The sequence below is a fragment of the Pseudanabaena sp. CCNP1317 genome (genome assembly GCF_034931345.1).
In the GTDB taxonomy this organism is placed as follows: Bacteria; Cyanobacteriota; Cyanobacteriia; order Pseudanabaenales; family Pseudanabaenaceae; genus Pseudanabaena; species Pseudanabaena galeata.
The window spans coordinates 1-18,798 of the sequence record NZ_JAYGIF010000013.1; the positions used below are offsets into that span (position 1 = coordinate 1).

At 44.5% G+C, this 18,798-nt stretch carries 13 protein-coding genes; 5 read left to right on the forward strand and 8 right to left on the reverse strand.

Features of this window, described 5'->3' with window-relative positions:
• Nucleotides 1-857 precede the first annotated feature (857 nt).
• The gene (locus tag VB775_RS06605) at nt 858-1,880 is read left to right on the forward strand and encodes a CobW family GTP-binding protein (RefSeq protein WP_281008982.1); all 1,023 of its coding nucleotides are present in this window, start codon (nt 858-860) and stop codon (nt 1,878-1,880) included.
• Between the two features lie 28 nt (nt 1,881-1,908).
• On the forward strand, nt 1,909-2,241 hold the full coding sequence (gene hisI / locus VB775_RS06610; RefSeq protein ID WP_281008983.1) for a phosphoribosyl-AMP cyclohydrolase: 333 nt from the start codon (nt 1,909-1,911) through the stop codon (nt 2,239-2,241).
• A 274-nt stretch (nt 2,242-2,515) separates the two neighbouring features.
• Here the strand turns inward: hisI and VB775_RS06615 are convergent, their stop codons facing one another.
• The 4 genes from VB775_RS06615 to VB775_RS06630 all read right to left on the reverse strand — a co-directional run bounded on the left by VB775_RS06615 (nt 2,516) and on the right by VB775_RS06630 (nt 7,571).
• On the reverse strand, nt 2,516-4,042 hold the full coding sequence (locus tag VB775_RS06615) for a phosphomannomutase/phosphoglucomutase (RefSeq protein WP_281008984.1): 1,527 nt from the start codon (nt 4,040-4,042) through the stop codon (nt 2,516-2,518).
• Between the two features lie 78 nt (nt 4,043-4,120).
• The gene (locus VB775_RS06620) at nt 4,121-5,965 is read right to left on the reverse strand and encodes an ABC transporter ATP-binding protein (protein ID WP_281008985.1); all 1,845 of its coding nucleotides are present in this window, start codon (nt 5,963-5,965) and stop codon (nt 4,121-4,123) included.
• 322 nt (nt 5,966-6,287) lie between these two features.
• Nucleotides 6,288-6,794 carry a hypothetical protein gene (locus VB775_RS06625; RefSeq protein WP_281008986.1) on the reverse strand — a complete coding sequence of 169 codons (507 nt, stop codon included), beginning with the start codon at nt 6,792-6,794 and terminating at the stop codon, nt 6,288-6,290.
• Between the two features lie 18 nt (nt 6,795-6,812).
• Nucleotides 6,813-7,571, reverse strand: a complete 759-nt coding sequence (locus VB775_RS06630) for an SIMPL domain-containing protein (RefSeq protein WP_281008987.1) — start codon at nt 7,569-7,571, stop codon at nt 6,813-6,815.
• A gap of 440 nt (nt 7,572-8,011) precedes the next feature.
• Here VB775_RS06630 and VB775_RS06635 point away from each other — a divergent pair, with 440 nt between their 5' ends.
• On the forward strand, nt 8,012-9,142 hold the full coding sequence (locus VB775_RS06635) for a CO2 hydration protein (RefSeq protein ID WP_281008988.1): 1,131 nt from the start codon (nt 8,012-8,014) through the stop codon (nt 9,140-9,142).
• A gap of 363 nt (nt 9,143-9,505) precedes the next feature.
• Here the strand turns inward: VB775_RS06635 and nadB are convergent, their stop codons facing one another.
• From nadB to ispF, 4 genes are all read right to left on the reverse strand, one after another.
• Nucleotides 9,506-11,098: an L-aspartate oxidase gene (gene nadB, locus VB775_RS06640; RefSeq protein ID WP_281008989.1), complete on the reverse strand. Its 1,593-nt coding sequence runs from the start codon at nt 11,096-11,098 to the stop codon at nt 9,506-9,508.
• Nucleotides 11,099-11,418: 320 nt separating this feature from the next.
• A complete protein-coding gene (locus VB775_RS06645; RefSeq protein ID WP_281008991.1) occupies nt 11,419-12,102 on the reverse strand; it encodes a hypothetical protein in 684 nt (227 codons plus the stop codon).
• Between the two features lie 296 nt (nt 12,103-12,398).
• On the reverse strand, nt 12,399-14,204 hold the full coding sequence (locus VB775_RS06650; protein WP_416235810.1) for an ABC transporter substrate-binding protein: 1,806 nt from the start codon (nt 14,202-14,204) through the stop codon (nt 12,399-12,401).
• 69 nt (nt 14,205-14,273) lie between these two features.
• Nucleotides 14,274-14,753 (reverse strand): 2-C-methyl-D-erythritol 2,4-cyclodiphosphate synthase, encoded by a 480-nt coding sequence (gene ispF / locus VB775_RS06655; RefSeq protein WP_281008993.1) that lies wholly within the window; start codon nt 14,751-14,753, stop codon nt 14,274-14,276.
• Between the two features lie 193 nt (nt 14,754-14,946).
• Between ispF and xdhA the strand changes: the two genes are divergently transcribed.
• A complete protein-coding gene (gene xdhA / locus VB775_RS06660; RefSeq protein ID WP_281008994.1) occupies nt 14,947-16,401 on the forward strand; it encodes a xanthine dehydrogenase small subunit in 1,455 nt (484 codons plus the stop codon).
• Between the two features lie 66 nt (nt 16,402-16,467).
• Nucleotides 16,468-18,798: a xanthine dehydrogenase molybdopterin binding subunit gene (gene xdhB, locus VB775_RS06665; protein ID WP_281008995.1), complete on the forward strand. Its 2,331-nt coding sequence runs from the start codon at nt 16,468-16,470 to the stop codon at nt 18,796-18,798.

Sequence of the window (18,798 nt, forward strand, 5' to 3'; positions counted from 1 at the left end):
TACGAGTTATCTCGTTAGGAACTAGCGAGTCTGCCTGTGGAGGAGATGTAAGTCGATCTGGTAAAACTTCGGTTTTGTTGGACGCTATCCCCGTTGAATCAGGAAGCCAGCTCTGTACCGCCTAAGCCGTCAGCGTCTGGTAGTTCACCAAACGCTAAGAAACTGTACATATCTTATTGTCAGCCACTAAAAGTAATTCTCATTATTTTAAAAGCCAAACCAGTAAAAGCCTCGCTTCGCGAGGCTTTTACTGGTTTGGCTCCTAGAGGAGGTTTGCGGCGCAAACCTCCTCTAGGAGCTAGTTTGAAATTAACCTAAACTGACGTGAGTTCGATATCACCATTTGCAGCGTGCAAAGCACGCCGCAAATGGCGAAAAATGGTAAGAATCGCTAAGCGATTCTTACCATTTTTCGCTTTCGTCGAACTGACGTTAAACTGAGGTGATTTTAGTACTTCTAATACCAAAAGCACAAAATGGCTACGCCATTTTGTGCTTTGCAAACCCTTACTGGGTTTGCTTTTTTTTGTGAAAATGCGGCGAAACTTCCATGAATTGGTATAACTCCCAGTGATGGAAATACTAAACCCGATTAGTTGAAAGTCTGCCGTTGGAGGACTTTCAACTAATCGGGTTTTATAATGAGAATTGCTGGATGCATCTTGTTGAGGTTGACATTGTTACTAATGTGAGTATGCTTATAAGAATGATAATCATTATCATAATTTAATTTTATGGGCTTCCCATAAACCAAGGAACCAAATTTTTGATGATGCGGCTTCGCCGCATCATCAAAAATTTGGTTCCCTATTAAATTGCAGAACCCTAACACCATTAAAGTCAGGTTGGACAAGACTATGAAATCTCCTCAGCTCGATATTCCTAAACGGGGAATGCCTGTAACGATTGTTACGGGGTTTCTCGGTAGTGGAAAAACGACACTCCTTAATCAAATTCTCAAAAATCGTCAGGATTTGAAAGTAGCCGTTTTAGTGAACGAATTTGGCGACATCAACATTGATGGGCAGTTACTTGTTGATATTGAAGATGGCATGGTGGAGCTAAGTAATGGTTGTATTTGCTGCACGATCAATGACAGCTTAGTTGATGCTGTGTATAACGTTTTGGAGAGAGAAGAGCGCATTGACTATATGGTGATTGAGACTACTGGTGTTGCCGACCCTCTACCGATCGCCTTGACTTTTTTGGGAACTGAACTAAAGCACCTCACTCGCCTTGATTCTATCCTCACTGTGATTGATGCGGAGACATTTACTGCTGAGCATTTTGGTAGTGAGGCGGCGCTTAGTCAGGTGCAGTATGGCGATATAGTCTTACTGAACAAGACAGATTTAGTGCCAGAAGCACAGGTTAATGAATTAGAAGAATATCTTCGCAAGACTAAATCTAAAGCGAGAATTCTGCGATCGCAGCATGGTGAAGTTCCATTGCCTTTGATTTTAGATGTGGATCTTGCGCCAACTAGTGTTTATCAACAGGTAGAAAACGAGGATGAAGTATATGAGCATGAACATCATCATCACAAGCATGAGCATCACGATCATGAACATCATCATCACCATTCCGACCATTTAGATAATGATGGGTTTATTTCTGTTTCTTTCCAAAGCGATCGCCGTTTTGATTTAGACAAGTTCACCTATTTTCTTGATAAGGTAATGCCCGTTGATGTATTTAGAGCAAAAGGGGTTCTCTGTTTTGATTCTGAAGATCTTCGTTTTGTTTTTCAATTGAGCGGAAAGCGCTACGAACTGAACTATGACCATCGCAAGAAGCCTATTGACAACCAATTAGTTCTTATTGGCAGAAATCTTGATGCACAGTTGCTTCAACAACAGTTGCGGGAATGCTTGGTATAATTTGCTTTAATCATCTAATATCTAAAAAATGTCTGACAATTGGATTGAAAATCTCAAGTATGATGAGCGAGGATTGATCCCTGCGATCGCGCAGGATCATCAAGATGGCACAATTTTAATGATGGCGTGGATGAATCGTCATGCTTTGGAGTTAACAGTTTCTACTGGCGAAGTGCATTATTGGAGCCGATCGCGTCAAGAATTGTGGCATAAGGGAGCCACATCTGGGCATATCCAAAAGCTCAAAAAGATCTATTACGATTGCGATCGTGATGTGGTTTTGGTGAAAATTGAGCAGGTTGGTGATATTGCCTGTCACACTGGCGTGAGAAGTTGTTTCTTTACAGAAGTTCCAATTTAAAAGCTCACGTTACATACAGCACTTTACTCTCAAATCCAAACCAAGAGACTTTTTGAAAGTGCGGCAAAGCAACACTTTCAAAAAGTCTCTTACGGTTTAATTGATCAACGTGAGTTCGTTATAGCCATTTGCGGCTGCTTCGCACGCCGCAAATGGCGAAAAATGGTAAGAATCGCTTAGCGATTCTTACCATTTTTCGCTTTCGTCGAACTGACATCATGTTAAACAAGAGGCTTAAGCCCCTTTCCTGTTCAAGTTATTTTTACAAGTTGCCTTAATGGAAGAGTGCAGAAATGTCTAGCCCTTCTATAGGTTGGAGGAATTCTAATAGCCTTTTGGCGATCTTGGTAACACCACCTTGGACATTAGATTCAATATTTAAGGGCATGACGGGATCGTGTAATGAGAGTCTAAGCAAAAACCAACCATTCTCATTGTCAGAAGTGCAGGAAACACGGATACCTTCGTAGTTATTGGGGACAATTTGCCAGTCAGTTTGGGCGTTAGTGAATACTTGTAAATCTTTAATTACGCGATCGCCCAAAGCTTTAAAATCCTCCACAAGCATTTTGATGCGAAACTCTTCACTTTCGGCTGGTTCTTGTAAGTTGGCAATTAAATCGGTGAGAGATTTTCCTGCTAGTTTCGACTTGGCTAATTCAATTAAAAGCTTACTCACCAAGTAAGCACCATCGTCAAGGAAATAGTTCTCTTTCATCGCGCCATGTCCAGAAGTCTCGATCGCTAGCCAAGACTCTTGCCCTGATTGATTGAGGCGCATGGATTCATTAATCACATTTTTGTAACCACGTTTGAATCGATGATGTACGCCTTGCAAATCCTGCTCGATAAATTTGGTCAGTCCATCGGAAGTTATGGAATCAGTAACGATCGTTGAGTTGGAATGCTCTTTAAGGACGATCGCAGAAATTAGGGCAATCAAGCGATTACGATTAAGCTCTTTGCCGAATTGATCAACCGCTGCACTGCGATCGACATCGGTATCAAAAATAATCCCAAAGTCTGCTTGATGCTTGATTACGGCTTCGCAGATAGAAGCCATGGCAACTTTGTCTTCTGGATTAGGAACATGATTGGGAAATGTGCCATCGGGATCGAGAAACTGACTCCCCGTAATATCTGCGCCTAAAGGTTGCAACACTTTACTGGCATAGAATCCCCCCGCTCCATTACCTGCATCCACGATTATTTTTAAGCCCTGAAGTGGCTGTTCGTAATTGTCAGGATGATTGACAGATTCACGAATTTTCGTGACAAATTGTTGAGCATACACCGAAATAAAATCATGTTCAGTGATGCTACCTAAAGCCTCAGAAACTGCAAATTCATTCTTTTCGGCAAGATGGAGAATATCTGTAATATCTTTTTTTTCGAGTCCTCCTTGGGCGGTAAAGAACTTTAAGCCATTGCGATTGAAGGGTAAATGACTTGCCGTGAGCATAATCGCGCCATCGCAGCAAAAGCCATCGGTAATCGTACTCATAAACATCGCTGGTGTAGAGGCGATCGCAAAGTCATACACTTGACTGCCGAGGGAATTAATTCCTTCCATGACTGCTTGCATTAACTCTGCGCCCGATAGCCGACTATCGCGCCCTACGGAAATCAGTAAGTCTGAGGTAGGTTTGTTTAGTTTCTGAGATAACCAAGTGGCAAAGGCTTGACCTAAAACTTTGGCAATTTCAGGCGTTAGGTTTACATCTTCATTGGGCACACCTGCGATCGCTACGCCACGAATATCGGAACCATTTTGAAGCTTTTTCCAATTGAAATCTTGCATGATTTTTCCCTACGGTAATAATCTAGATAAACTACAAATAAATTTTTAAAAGCTTTGCTTCGCAAAGCTTTTAAAAATTTATTTGTAACCTGCTGCTTGCAGCGTAAAAAGATGGGCATAGCGTCCATCTGCTGCTAATAGCTGCTCGTGACTGCCTTGCTCGATAATTTTACCATCTGCCATCACGATGATTTTGTCCGCCATACGCACTGTCGAGAACCGATGGGAAATCAATACCACCATCTGATCTTTAGTGAGAGAACGGAAATGATTAAAAATATTCATTTCAGCTTCCGCATCCATCGCCGCCGTTGGTTCATCGAGGACGAGAATATCTGCTTGCGATCGCATAAATGCTCTAGACAAGGCAATCTTTTGCCACTGCCCGCCCGATAGCTCTTGACCACCCTTAAACCATTTACCTAACTGTGTACCAAATCCCTGTGGCATATTGTTAATAAAGGGTTTTGCCATGCCTTTCTCGGTGGCGACTTCCCATTCTTGATACTCATTTAAGCGTTCGACATCACCAACACCGACATTCTCTCCGACGGTAAATTGATACTGCACAAAGTTCTGAAAGATTACACCAATTCTCTTTCGCAAAACATCGATATCCCAATCATTTAAGTCCACGCCATCTAGTAAAATCTGACCGCTCGTAGGCACATATAACCGTGTCAGGAGTTTAATTAATGTAGTTTTGCCAGAGCCATTTTCACCAACGATCGCTAGTTTTTCGCCATGTTGGAGATGCAGTGAAATATCCTTTAAAACTGGTTCTTGACTTTCGGGATAGCAGAAAGATACATTCTCAAATCTAATGCCATCTTTCTCAATTCCTCTGGTAATCCTCCCATCAGATTGAGGAATCGGCTGTTCGAGAAATTCGTAGAGATTGGCTAAATAGAGATTGTCTTCATACATGCCACCGATGGAGGTTAGCGCTGATGCAAAAGTAGACTGACCTTGACGGAATACGACTAAATACATCGTCATTTCCCCTAGGCTGATCTTGCCAGCGATCGCCTCCATCACAATCCAAGCATAGGCGGCATAAAATGCACCCGTACTCAGCAATCCCAACAGATAGCCCCAAAATCCCTTTTGAATTGTCAGATTGCGATCTTCGTCAAATAGGCGATCAAAAACATCGCGATAACGCTGTAGTAGCATTCCACCTAATTGATAAAGCTGAACTTCCTTGGCATAGTCTTCTCGCGCCAGTAAAGTTTCTAGATAATGCTGCTGACGGGTTTCAGGTGATCGCCATTTGAATAGACGGAATGAATGCTCCGAAAACTTGGTTTCCGCAATAAAAGAGGGAATCGCCGCTAAAACTAAAACGATCACCGCCCAAACCGAAAAGTTGAGTAACAAGCCGCTAAAGGTCAATAGAGTCAGCGCTGATTGACCTAAACCAAAAATGCGACTGATCAGTGATAGCGGACGACTGGAAGCTTGCGATCGCGCCTGAGACATCTTGTCATAAAATTCTGAATCTTCAAAATGGGCAAGATCGAGGGTGAGCGCTTTCTCTAAAATCAAGACGTTCACTCTTTGCCCAAGTAGCACGCGCAGCAATGATTGAGATACAGTCAATCCCTTTTGCGCTGCCGCCAAAATCACAATTAAGATTGCTTCAAATCCCACGTAACTCAGTGCCAAGTTGCGATCGCTTAATAATCCACTCCGCGAAGCCAACACAACGCTATCGACAATCAACTTGCCCACATAGGCGATCGCTGCTGGTAATAGCCCACTCATGATCGTGAAAATAGCGATCGCCACAGTTAAAATTCGGCTAGTCGTCCAAACAAGTCCTAGGGCTTTAATTCCGTAACGAAATATCGATAAAGACTTGCGTAAAGTTTTTTGGAACGATTTTCGTTTTTTTAATTCACTTTTGTTCTTTTTTGCCATATTGCTTATTGTACAGATACCCGACTTTTTCTTTACAGCGCTTTGCGCTCAAACCCAAACTAAGAAAAATTTTGAAAGCGTTGCAAAGCAACGCTTTCAAAATTTTTCTTGAGGTTTGTTTGATCGGTAATTGCTGTTACGTGGAACCCTCACCCCCCAGCCCCCTCTCCCATCAAGGGAGAAGGGGAGTAAGACTAATTTCTGGTTCCCCTCTCCCCTTTTGGCTAGGGGTGAGGGTCTTGGCAGCTTCCACGTAACATCAGCGGTAATTGCTGTAAATATCAAAGATCGCCTGTATCTGTCGCCCAAAAAGACGGGGATCTCAAATCCCTATTGATCGCCTCATTGAGCGCCAGTAAGCGCCGATGGGAAACTGGGTGTAGTCGCGAGTAATTGATAGCAGCACAAATAAGTGACCGCAAAATGTGGCGATCGCCCAAAACTTGGGGAACCATGCTAAGGGAACATCAGGGTCGGGTGCAAAAAAATAAGCCGCAAGGGAGGCGATCGCGGTGGGGATGATTACTAACAAAATGCCTAAAATGCTCAACCAACGACTGTTATAAACTTGTACTGCGTTTGCATTTTCCCAGCGCTTACCTGTCCAAGCCCATCGCAATGTGGAGATGGTATCCGCCATTCGCAAAAACTGCTGACGCTGATCCTCACTTTGCTCAAGCAGGAAAATATGACTACAAAAGTCGCAAGCCAGAGAGTCCATCATCGGCATGGGGGCAATCTGCCCACGCATACAGACAGGGCAAAGTGCAGCAGGTGATCGCGAACTAAAATAAGTCATGGCTTCAGCAAATAATGATAGGGGTGACACAAAGTGTCACCCCTATCATTATTCAACAGCAAAGGTAATCGCAACCACAGCCCGAATATCTTTGTCGATGGAGGCGGTGTTATAGGAGCCACTGTTGCTCACTTCGGTAGAATACCGCGCCGTAATTTGAAAGACATCGGTTTCCGCCTTGCGAATTGTGCCAAGGCGACTACCTGAGACATTGACGATCGCATCACCTCTAGCCTTCGCATCTTTGGTCGCTTCCGAAATCATTTCCACCCGCAACTGGCTAAGCTGTGTGTAGAGATATTCCGCAGGGTCTGAGGTGAAGGGAATACCCTCGTTAATCAAATCAGTACTTGATTGGGCGATCGCACTAATACCATCAACATCCTTAGAACGAATCTCAAAGCGCTGTACTAGTCGATAGGCAATGTTTTTGCCTGTTTGCATTCCGTTAATATTGGTTTCAGGAATAGGCTGGGTTTCGATCGCACTCACGGTGATCGCGTCATCAGGAATATTTTTGCTCTTGAGGTAGGTACGCACGCGCTCGTTATAGCGTTTGAGTTCTTGGAAGGCAAGGGGCAATGTCGTCTGTTGACTAGAAACGGAGCTACGCCAGATCACAAAGTCAGCGCGGATCGGACGGGTTGATGAACCAATTACGGTCAAAACGTCGTTAGATCTAAGCGATCGCAGGGCATTACCAGCGAGATAGGCGCTACCGACAAGGGCGATCGATAGGGCAAGCATTCCGCTAAATAGCTGGGGAAATGGCGCGGCTGGTTTGGGGAGGTTGGATTCTGGTTGCATGGCTTTGTGGGGAATGGAGGCTAGATTAGTTGACGTAAAGTAGTCTTGTGTAGTTACTGGTTGCAATAAAACGCAATATCAGTTTTTACGTGGGCATTTGAGAAATGGATTTGTCCCCTTAACGTCAGTTCGACGACAGCGAAAAATGGTAAGAATCGCTAAGCGATTCTTACCATTTTTCGCCATTTGCGGCGTGCGAAGCACGCCGCAAATGGCGATATCGAACTGACGTTAACCAAGCGAGTGAAGTGTAGCTAAAAGTTTGACAATTAAGCAACAAACCCAGTAAGAGTTTTAAAAACATAAATTTTACAAATATAAATAAAAACATAAAATGGCTACATCATTGTGTGTTTCGGTATTAGTGAGGTGGGCTATACCCACCTCACTAACTATTGGGAACTATTGGGTTTGAGACAGAAGCATTGTAAAATTTGGGTATGAGTGTATTGAGTCAAAATAAAACTATAGAACCAGCCCTTGCTGCGGTGAAGCAACGCCTAGAGTCAGGTGGAGCATTGCTTCCAGATTCTCCTGAAAACTTGCTAGAGGTTGTTGGTATCCTCAAAAGCTACGGTGTGGTGCTGGGTGAATATTATAGGAATCTAACCTATATTTCTGAGCATCAGTTTCTGGCTTTTTTCCCGTTTTTTAAGTTTTTTAATGGTGATTTCTCACTAAACAAACTTGGTCGTCATTGGTGGCACGATCGCATCAATTTTGAATTTGCCGAATATTGTATGAAAGCGATGTTTTGGCATGGTGGCGGTGGTCTAGATGCTTATTTGGACTCCACAGAATTTAAACAACGCGCCCAACTAGCGATCGCCGCCAAAGCTAGACGAAACCCATTAATGGCGGTGATGCATCGACTATTCCCCGATTTCTTACTAGAGCAGGTGCGTCTGATGACCTACTACAGCGCTCTAGGATATTTCTGGTCGTTTATGTCGCCGATGTTTTTAGAATTAAGCGATCGCTATGATCGTGGTGAAATTAAAAGCATTCCTGATGTGGTTAAGCATGTTCAGGATGGACTAGTTGCTGCTGCTGGCGTGCCTTATATCTATAAAGTCACGATCAATGCTGAAGATTACGACATTGTTCCTGCGTCGGCAAATCTTACGTTCTTAATGGATACAGCTGTCCCCTATGTGGAAGCCGTATTTTTCCGCTCGTTCCCATTTCGTGGCACAGTTTCCTACAATGCACAGGCGTATCAAATTTCCCCAGAAATTTCGCAATTCAATTATGGTGTTCTCTATGCCGATCCTTTGCCAGTAGGCGGTGCAGGAATTCCACCCACCTTACTTATGCAAGATATGCGGCATTTTCTACCCGACTATTTGCATGAGATTTACCAAAAAAGCGATCGCGGTGAAGAGGATTTGTTGGTGCAGATTTGTCTCTCTTTCCAAAAGTCAATGTTTTGTGTAACAACGGCTGCTCTGCGGGGCTTAGCACCTCATCCTTTTGAGACTGAAGATTCTCAAGAAAGGCAAGCCAATGACAAATTTCTGGCTCCTTGGTTAGCGCGTCTATCGCGATCGCAATTATATACATTGCAATAACTCCAATTGGTGATGAGCGGCAAAGCACTGCATCTTTGAAATTGATGTTACGTTGATAGAATTCCTACGATCATCTAAGTCTAGGGCTGGCACGGGTGCACTGCCCCTACAAAAATCTAAATTAACGTCAGTTCGATATAGCCATTTGCGGCGTGCTTCGCACGCCGCAAATGGCGAAAAATGGTAAGAATCGCTTAGCGATTCTTACCATTTTTCGCTTTCGTCGAACTGACGTTAAATTATTGGAGTAGGGGCAATCCCCCCGTGGTTGCCCTGTCGTGCTAGCAACAAGAGATTCATCATCTGAGATCCACGTAACATCAGTTAAAAGATAAAATCGGCGCGTCGCGCCGATTTTGTCTTTTAGGGTTCTATAGGTAACAAAGCAGGTGATCGACCGATCTCTTGACCTTCGATAATTGTATGTACCTGCCAACTCGGATCAGGTTCAGGAAAATCAGAACGAAAATGTGCGCCGCGACTTTCGGTACGAAATAGCGCCGATCGCATTAATAAATAAGCATAGTCAGCCAAATTTCGAGTTTCAATCCATAAACGGGAAGGTTCAGCAAAGTGGTTTAACTCAGCTTGCCATGTGCAGATTTCCGTTAAGGCGATCTCTAAATCCGATTGAACTCGACTGATGCCCGCCGCTTGCCAACTTAGATTTTGAATTGCCAATTTAATATTTTGAATAGTTGCTGAATTGCCATGATCTGCTAATTTGGGAGCGATCGCTTTCGGATTCTTAAAAATCTGAGTTGGTTGAGAACAAACCTGTTCAGCTAAGCGTTCCCCAAAAACAAAGCATTCTAATAGAGAATTACTTGCCAACCGATTAGCACCATGTACGCCTGTACTAGCGGTTTCTCCAACTGCATATAGCCCCTCAATGGAAGTAGCTCCATAAGAATCCACAACTATACCTCCCATGCAATAGTGAGCGGCGGGAGTGACAGGAATCGGAGTGGAGAAAATATCAATTTGCCACTGTTGACAGATTTTAATGATATTTGGAAATCGATGGGCAATTCTCTCTCTAGAAATTGACTGTAAATCCAGAAATACTGTGGGTTCTTTGGTCTTCTGGAGATGGTTAAATATGGCGCGACTGACCACATCACGAGGCGCAAGTTCACCTTGAGGATGATAATTAAAGGCAAAGCGATCGCCTTGATGATCAATCAAATGCGCTCCTTCCCCTCGTACCGCCTCACTGATTAAAAATCTTGGAGCATTGGGTAAAGCAAGGGCTGTGGGATGGAACTGCACAAATTCCATATCCCGAATTACGGCTCCTGCTCGCCAAGCGATCGCCACTCCATCACCTGTACTTGAGGGCGGATTGGTATTTTGTGAAAACACCTGAGCGCCGCCACCTGTCGCCAAAACCACTACTGGCGAAATTAAGCAACCTATTTCTTGATTTTCTTCTAGATAAAAAACACCACCGCAGCGCCCCTGTTCCATATACAGATCTAAAACTAGGGTTTGGCTTAAAACCTGAATGCTAGGATTTTGTAATACGGCCGCCGCAAGTTTGGATACTAGCGCTCGACCTGTAGTATCTGCTGAGTGCAATACCCTGCGTTTGGAGTGTGCTGCTTCTAAGGTTAGGGCAAGGCTACCGTCTTCTGTGCGATCGAAATCCACACCCAAGGCGATCAGGTTCTGAATTTGGCGAGGAGCAGCATTAACTAATACATCCACAGCCTCGACTTCACACAAGCCCACACCAGCTATTAAGGTATCTTTGCCATGAAATTGGGGAGCATCATCTTTATCCACGACTGCCGCAATTCCACCCTGCGCCCAATCACTAGCTGATGTTGACAAGTTATCTTTAGTCACTAAACCAATTCGCCAGTTTGGTGCTAAGTCGGCAAGCCGCAAGGCAGTATAAAGTCCAGCAGCACCGCTGCCGATGATCAAAGCATCAAACCTTGTTTGGTTCATTAAGTAAAGCCAACTTATCAATTAGTGAATATTATCCCATTAGATCATTAAGTAGCTCACCATAATTAAAACCTAAAACCACAAGCTGTCCCGCCCGCGTAGCGGGCGGGACAGCTTGCTAGGTTTTTAGTTTAACGTCAGTTCGACGAAAGCGAAAAATGGTAAGAATCGCTAAGCGATTCTTACCATTTTTCGCCATTTGCGGCGTGCGAAGCACGCCGCAAATGGCTATATCGAACTCACGTTACATTAATACCAATTGACAACAGTGTGGACAAACTGTTGTCAATTGAAAAACCAAACCCAGCTTTCTAAATTCTTCAATTTGGTATCAGTTGTTTTTCTTCTAGGGTAGTAGATTGTAAATCAGGTAGAGGAATAGCTGAGGAATTGTCAGCGATCGCAGGAACAACATCTTTTATAGGTAGCCTTATTTCTGTGACTGGATATAGCCACCATGAAAATAACCTCGTCATTTGCGGCATGAGGAGATAAGTCATAGTTGGTACAGCGATCGCTGTCACAAAGGCTACGCGCAAGACTAGAGGCAATATCCCCAAAAATTGTTGAAAAATTATCGAAATACCCGTAATTAAAGGAAACACAGCCAACCAGCTTACTAAAGCCATTTTGTACCTAGGCGGCGGCGTAATCGTGGGTTTTCCTGGTAATGTAAACCAACTTTCTAAGCCAGTTAGCACCTGAATCTGGGGCGGACTAATCGTAAGCGGTTCGGCGATCGCAAACCAGTACTGACGCTCGGCTGAAGCTTCCCATTGCCGTAAATTGCTCAGGCGATCAAACTTAAATATGATGCGATATTCTGGATCATCGGCATTGACAGGACGAAAAACATTACTGCCTAGGTAACCAGAAAATTGTCCACAGGCATTGGTAACTCCAGTCAAAAAGGCTTCAAATTCTGCCTGACATTCTGGTTTAACTCGTCGAGCGATCGTTACAGTAACGGAAGGGTCATTAAGTTTTTGCTGAGTTTCCGACATGATCAAACTTCTCCTTTCGATGATATCCTAAGAACCCATTTAAGAATTACTTTCTGCGGTTAAAAGCTCTAAGAGATCCCCCTCAATCCCCCTTAAAAAGGGGGAAGAATTTAATTCTCCTCCCTTTTTTAAGGGGGGCTGGGGGGGATCTAAACAATTCTTAAATGGTTTCTAAAGCTCTTTGCGCTCAAACCCAAACCAAGAATTTTTGTAAAAGTATTGCAAAGCAATACTTTTACAAAAATTCTTGTGGTTCGTTTGATCGGTAATTGTCGCGTAGCAATGCACTTCATTACTTAGGACTTCAGTTTTAATTGTTCAATATTCCATAATGCACCCGTCACACCAGTACTGCCAGCCAGTGATGAGGGTTGAGCATTCTCCACGCGATCGCGCACAGCAACTAAATACAGAGGTATCGTTAAATGGATTAACGGTAATTGCTCCTGTACCAATTGCTGATATTCGGCATAGATGGCTTTACGCTTAGTTTCATCCAATTCCTGTGCGCCTTGAATCATCAGCGAATGGATTTTCTTTTCCCAATCAGCTATCTCTCGTCCGGGGAAAGGAGGTTCATCACCAACTGGTCCTTTATTAAAAAGATGGGAATCACCATCGGTTGCCCAGAGATTAATCGCACTATTGGGTTCAGCACCTCCAGTAAAACCAAGAATCGTCGCATCCCACTGCTTCGAGTTGTCGAGCTTATCGGAGATAATCCGAAAATCAACGGGATTAAAGTCAATCTTCATGCCAATTTTTTCTAAGTCGCTTTTAATTTGTGCTCCCATCGCAACTCTACCACCCGCAGGAGCTAACAAAGTAAAGCGCACGAGATTCCCTTCAGCATCGAGGAGTTGTTGTTCAGAATTGTATTTATATCCTGCTTGTAAGAGAATCTCTTTGGACTTTTCAGGTTGATAATCATAAACCTTAAGTCCTTTCTCAGGAGGGAAAAAATAGGGGCTAGGGATCGAAACTGGCGAATTTTGGGTTTGGGCTAAACCTCGCGACAGGTTGGTAATCATCGCTTCGCGGTTGAGCGCATAGGCGACAGCACGGCGAAAGTTAACATCATTAAACCATTTGGATTTTTTCAGATCAACAAATGGTTCATTAGTTTTCGGGTTTCTGCCCTTATTGAGGTTGAACATAATAAATGCTTGTCCTGTGGCGGGACCCGCATTATAAATTTTGTAGCGATCGCGTTGTTCAAACCGTTTCAGCAATTGATAGTCTTCACCACGAAGGCGATACATATCAAGATCTTGAGATCGAAATCGTAGCAGAGCCGTATCTGGTGATTCGACAATCTGCATTACAAATTGCTCGATATAGGGTTTTCCCTTCCGCCAATAATAGGGATTTGGTTTATAGATCACCCGTTCTGAAGGTCGATATTCTTGAATCATATAAGCACCACTGCCCACTAATTGATTGACAGGAGTACTCAGAGTCCATGTTTCGAGAAACTTTAATTTTTTTTCTGGCGCGTTAGGATCTTCTTGGAGAGTTGGTTCAAAGACATGTTTGGGTAAAACGCCGATGCCGCCTAATGTGCGTAGAGCAGGGGCAAAGGGTTCGCTCAGTAAAAAAGAAATGCGGCGATCGTCAAGCTTCTCAACCTTGGGAAGAGTCTGCGATTGTCCAATTCGGAGAACATCACGAGTACCAGTGGGAATCTTCTCATTGAAAATAATATTTTGATAGGTAAAGAGAACATCATCTACGGTAAGCGGTTGACCATCCGACCATTTCAGATCGGGACGCATCGTAAAAATAAGTTGTTTACCATCCTGCTGAAATTCCCATTTTTCGGCTAGCTCGGCTTCTAGCTCCTTGGTAATTGGATTTTCCGAAATCAATCCGCTAAGGGTATAACCAATGACGATGCCACTATAAGCGTCATTAATTAAAACTGGATTAAAAGTCTTAATATCACTATCAAGTGGAACTACGAGTCGATTTTTGAGGGCTTCTGGTTTGACCGCGCAACCCCAAAGCAACAGCGAACACATGCCGATCAGTAGCAGCAAGACGATCGCTTTCCATTGTTTCACCTTGGTTCGTTTCTGAATGCTTCTTCTCACGATCGCCATCTTCCCTAAAAAATAAATTTTAAAATAAATACAATCAATCAATAGCTATTAGCTATTAGCTATTGGCTTTTAGCTTTTTACTAATAAAACTACTGCATGAACGGCGATCGCTTCTTTCTGACCGATCGCATCCATGCCTTCGTTAGTAGTCGCCTTCACACTGACACAATCAATTGCTAAATTCATCGCTTGGGATAGGCGATCGCGCATAGCCTTAATGTGGGGTTTGAGTTTTGGGGCTTCAGCAATCACCATCGCATCAAGATTATTTACGCTCCAACCCTGTGCGCTAATTAATGCTTGCACTTGCTGCAAGAGCATGATGCTATCGGCTCCTGCCCATTTCGGATCAGAGGGTGGAAAATAATGCCCAATATCGCCAAGGGCAAGCGCTCCCAACATTGCGTCCATGATCGCGTGGGTTAGTACATCAGCATCGCTATGTCCCAGTAATCCTTTTTCGTAAGGAATTTCGACTCCACCAAGGATCAGGCGGCGATCGCTAACTAGTCGGTGCAGGTCATAACCATTGCCAATACGGATATTCATAGATGAGTAGCTAAGTTTAACTATTCATAATATAGCAAGGCAAGTTTTGCTGAGGACAAAACCCAAAAGAGTAATGGCGGCGCTTCGCGCCGCCATTACTCTTTTGGGTTTTGTGCTGATTAATTAACGATATTGATCTTTTGTATCTTGGCGCACTTTAACCAGAGTCTATTCATTCATTAATAAATTTGTATTGACCTGTCAATTTTCTCTATTAAGTAAGGCAATTCCCGTGACTCAACAGGTGACTGCTCCCATAACTGATTTTACGTTTACCCTTAACGGTGCAAAAGCTCACGTAAAAAATCTCGCGCCTACGATGACACTGCTGCACTATTTACGACAAAACGGCTATGTGGGCACAAAAGAGGGTTGTGGAGATGGTGACTGCGGGGCTTGCACAGTAGCGATCATTGGTCAAGATAGTCATGGTCAGCCCCAATATCAAGCGGTGAATAGCTGCCTAGTCCCCCTTGGCGCGATCGCGGGACGTGAGGTCATTACCGCCGAAGGGATCGCCAATGGTCAATTACATCCCGTCCAAGCAGCAATGGTAGAGATGGCTGGATCGCAGTGTGGCTACTGCACCCCCGGATTCATCATGAGTATGTTTGCGGCTTACTATAATCACAGTCTGGGCGATGACATTTGTATTGAGGGCAATCTCTGTCGCTGTACGGGCTATTTACCAATCCGTAAAGCCGCGCAACTATTGGCGAAAAATAATGCTGGTGATCATTTTAGTGCGGCGCTAGTTAGCAAAACTTCTGATTTGGCAGCGATCGCCTATACAGGAAGTGAGCAGCAATTTTATCGTCCCATCGAGCTAGCGGAAGCCTTGCAATTACTTCAGCAATATCCTGAAGCAACATTGGTGGCAGGAGCAACGGATTTGGGTCTGGAAATGAGTTGGCATCGGCGCACCTATCCCATATTGATTTCCTTAGAGGGAATTGCAGCGCTTAAACAAATCCACCAAACCAATGACTATGTGGAGATTGGCGCGGCTTTACCCCTCAGTCACATTGAAGATTTGCTGCATGGGATATTCCCAAGTCTTGATGAAATGCTGCATTGGTTCGCCGCACGACAGGTACGCAATCGGGCGACCCTCGGCGGTAATATTGGCACTGCTTCCCCCATTGGTGATTTGCCACCTGTGTTATTAGCCCTTGATGCATCCGTGAAGCTGGTGAGCATTGATGGCGATCGCAGTTTATTACTTGCCGATTTTTTCAAAGGCTATCGACAAACAGAACTAAAACAAGGTGAGATTATCCATTCTGTAAAGATTCCTAAAACGATTACTTCTGGAGCAACGAAACGGCTCAGTCAGTCCTACAAAATCGGTAAACGTGGTACGGACGACATCAGCATCGTTGCGGCTGCTTTTGTAATTGATCTTGATGCTAACCAGAATATTCTCCACGCTCGTCTCGCCTATGGTGGTGTCGCGGCAACTCCGATACGCGCGATCGCGATTGAGGAAATGCTCATCGGTCAACCTTGGACAATGGCAACTGTGCGATCGGTAAAACCTGCTCTGCATGAAGCATTTACCCCCTTGAGTGATCTACGTGGCAGTGCCAATTATCGCAAGATGCTAGTAGGCAATCTGTTTGAGAAGTTTTTTATTGAACATAGTTGATACTAATGGAGGCTAAGCCTCCATTAGTATCTTGTGGATTTTTTGTAGATATGGAAGGAATAGAAAATGACGATTACCAATCAGAAAGTTAGTAACCAGAAAAGCCATGAAAGCGCCGTTGGTCATGTCAGTGGCAAGGCTGGCTATACCGATGACCAGAGATTACCCGCAGGAATGTTATCGCTCTATCCTGTGCTATCGCCCCATGCCCGTGCCAAAATCACCAAACTCGACTGTACCGCCGCCTATGAAGTCGCAGGTTTAGTCACAATTCTTACGGCTGGTGATATATCTGGGGAGAATAATACGGGTGTGATTATTCACGATGAAGTGATGCTACCAACGGATGAAGTAAGTTACTGGGGACAAGTAGTAGTTTGGGCAGTCGGCGAAACTGAAGAAGCAGCTCGTCAAGGGGCGGCGAAAGTAATTATCGAATATGAACCTTTACCCGCAATTCTCAGTATTCAAGAAGCGATCGCTGCTGATAGTTATCATCTCGACAAACGGGTGATCAAACGAGGGGAACCTGATACGGCTCTCCAAAATAGCGATCGCACTCTCCAAGGTGAACTAGAGGTAGGCGGACAGGATCATTTCTATCTAGAAACCCATACCAGTTGGGTCGTTCCCGATGGTGAGAATGGCTACAAGGTCTATAGCTCGACGCAGCATCCTAGCGAAACGCAAGTAATCGTGGCAAGGGTTTTGGGCTTGCCCAATAGTCATGTCGTTGTTACTTGTCTGCGGATGGGGGGCGCATTTGGTGGTAAAGAATCTCAGGCTAATCCCTTTGCGGCGGCGGCGGCTGTGGCAGCACATAAAACTGGTCGCCCCGCCAGAGTCAGCCTGCGCCGACATCAAGACATGATCGTTACAGGCAAGCGGCATAATTTTTTAGGTAAATACCAAGTGGGATTTACTAATGAGGGGCTAATTACGGCGATCAAAGCTGAGCTATACGCTGAAGGTGGCTGGAGTCTAGACCTCTCGCCCCCTGTATTAATGCGAGCGATGATGCATATCGACAATGCCTACTATGTTCCTCATTTGGAAGTACAGGGATGGATTGCGAAGACTAATCGGGTATCGAATACGGCTTATCGTGGTTTTGGTGGACCCCAAGGGATGATCGTCTGTGAAGAAATCATCGATCGCATAGCACGCACCCTCGATTTACCTCCCGAAGTAGTCCGCGAACGGAATTTCTATCATGGCACTGGCGAAACTAGCACTACGCATTACGGACAGGATATTGTTCATAATCGTATTGCTCTGGTATGGACAGAAGCAAAAGAGAAATCGCGTTTTAGCGATCGCCAAGCTGAGATTGCTCAGTTCAACCAGACTAGTGCTTACAAAAAGCGTGGTATTGCGATTACACCCGTTAAGTTTGGCATTTCCTTTAACAAAACTGAATATAACCAAGCAGGCGCACTAGTGCTGATTTACACCGATGGCAGCATTCAGGTGAATCACGGTGGCACAGAAATGGGACAGGGATTGCACACAAAGATGCTCCAAGTTGCTGCGAAGTCCCTCGGTGTCAAGCTTGAACGCTTTCGGATCATGCCCACCAGTACCGATAAAGTTCCCAATACATCGGCAACTGCCGCTTCTAGTGGTTCCGATCTCAATGGACAAGCGGTCAAGGCAGCCTGTGAGACTCTCCGTAACCGCATGGCAACCGTTGCTGCAAAAATGCTCAATCTCGATGCCCCTGAAGACCTTGTTTTCGAGGATGATTGGATTTATTGCCGCACCTACCCCAGCGCCAGAATTGCTTTTGATGAAGTCGTCAAACGCACCTACAGCGATCGCATTAGTCTTTCGGCAAATGGCTTCTATCGCACGCCGAATATTTTTTGGGATGCCCAGTTAAATAAAGGTCGCCCCTTCTATTATTTCTCCTATGGAACGGCTGTTAGTGAAGTGGAGGTTGATGGATTTACAGGAACATTCAAGTTGAGACAGGTGGATCTCGTTCAAGATGTTGGTGAATCGATTAATCCATTACTAGACAAAGGACAAATCGAAGGTGGATTTGTGCAAGGTATGGGCTGGCTGACGATGGAGGAATTGGTCTGGAATGACCAAGGACGCTTACTCACCTTTGCTCCTAGCACTTACAAAATCCCCACCGTTAGCGAAGTCCCCGAACAGTTTCATGTGCATCTATTGGAAAGAGCCGCCCAAGACGGTGTGATTTTTGGTAGTAAAGCGATCGGGGAGCCGCCATTTATGTTAGCGATGTCAGTTAGAGAAGCAATTCGCAATGCTGTCGCCGCCTTTGGCAATGCGAACCAAGTATCATTGGCAATTCCCGCAACTCCCGAAGCGACCCTCTGGGCAATTGAAGCTGTGAAATCAGATTCTCTCACTGCGGTAAAAGCTTGA

What these genes read in the sequence shown, in the direction of transcription:
- ispF (WP_281008993.1), bottom strand. Translation starts at nt 14,753, where the DNA reads ATGAATATCCGTATTGGCAATGGTTATGACCTGCACCGACTAGTTAGC.
- hisI (WP_281008983.1), top strand. Translation starts at nt 1,909, where the DNA reads ATGTCTGACAATTGGATTGAAAATCTCAAGTATGATGAGCGAGGATTG.
- VB775_RS06645 (WP_281008991.1), bottom strand. Translation starts at nt 12,102, where the DNA reads ATGTCGGAAACTCAGCAAAAACTTAATGACCCTTCCGTTACTGTAACG.
- VB775_RS06635 (WP_281008988.1), top strand. Translation starts at nt 8,012, where the DNA reads ATGAGTGTATTGAGTCAAAATAAAACTATAGAACCAGCCCTTGCTGCG.
- nadB (WP_281008989.1), bottom strand. Translation starts at nt 11,098, where the DNA reads ATGAACCAAACAAGGTTTGATGCTTTGATCATCGGCAGCGGTGCTGCT.
- VB775_RS06605 (WP_281008982.1), top strand. Translation starts at nt 858, where the DNA reads ATGAAATCTCCTCAGCTCGATATTCCTAAACGGGGAATGCCTGTAACG.
- VB775_RS06650 (WP_416235810.1), bottom strand. Translation starts at nt 14,204, where the DNA reads ATGGCGATCGTGAGAAGAAGCATTCAGAAACGAACCAAGGTGAAACAA.
- xdhB (WP_281008995.1), top strand. Translation starts at nt 16,468, where the DNA reads ATGACGATTACCAATCAGAAAGTTAGTAACCAGAAAAGCCATGAAAGC.
- VB775_RS06615 (WP_281008984.1), bottom strand. Translation starts at nt 4,042, where the DNA reads ATGCAAGATTTCAATTGGAAAAAGCTTCAAAATGGTTCCGATATTCGT.
- VB775_RS06630 (WP_281008987.1), bottom strand. Translation starts at nt 7,571, where the DNA reads ATGCAACCAGAATCCAACCTCCCCAAACCAGCCGCGCCATTTCCCCAG.
- VB775_RS06620 (WP_281008985.1), bottom strand. Translation starts at nt 5,965, where the DNA reads ATGGCAAAAAAGAACAAAAGTGAATTAAAAAAACGAAAATCGTTCCAA.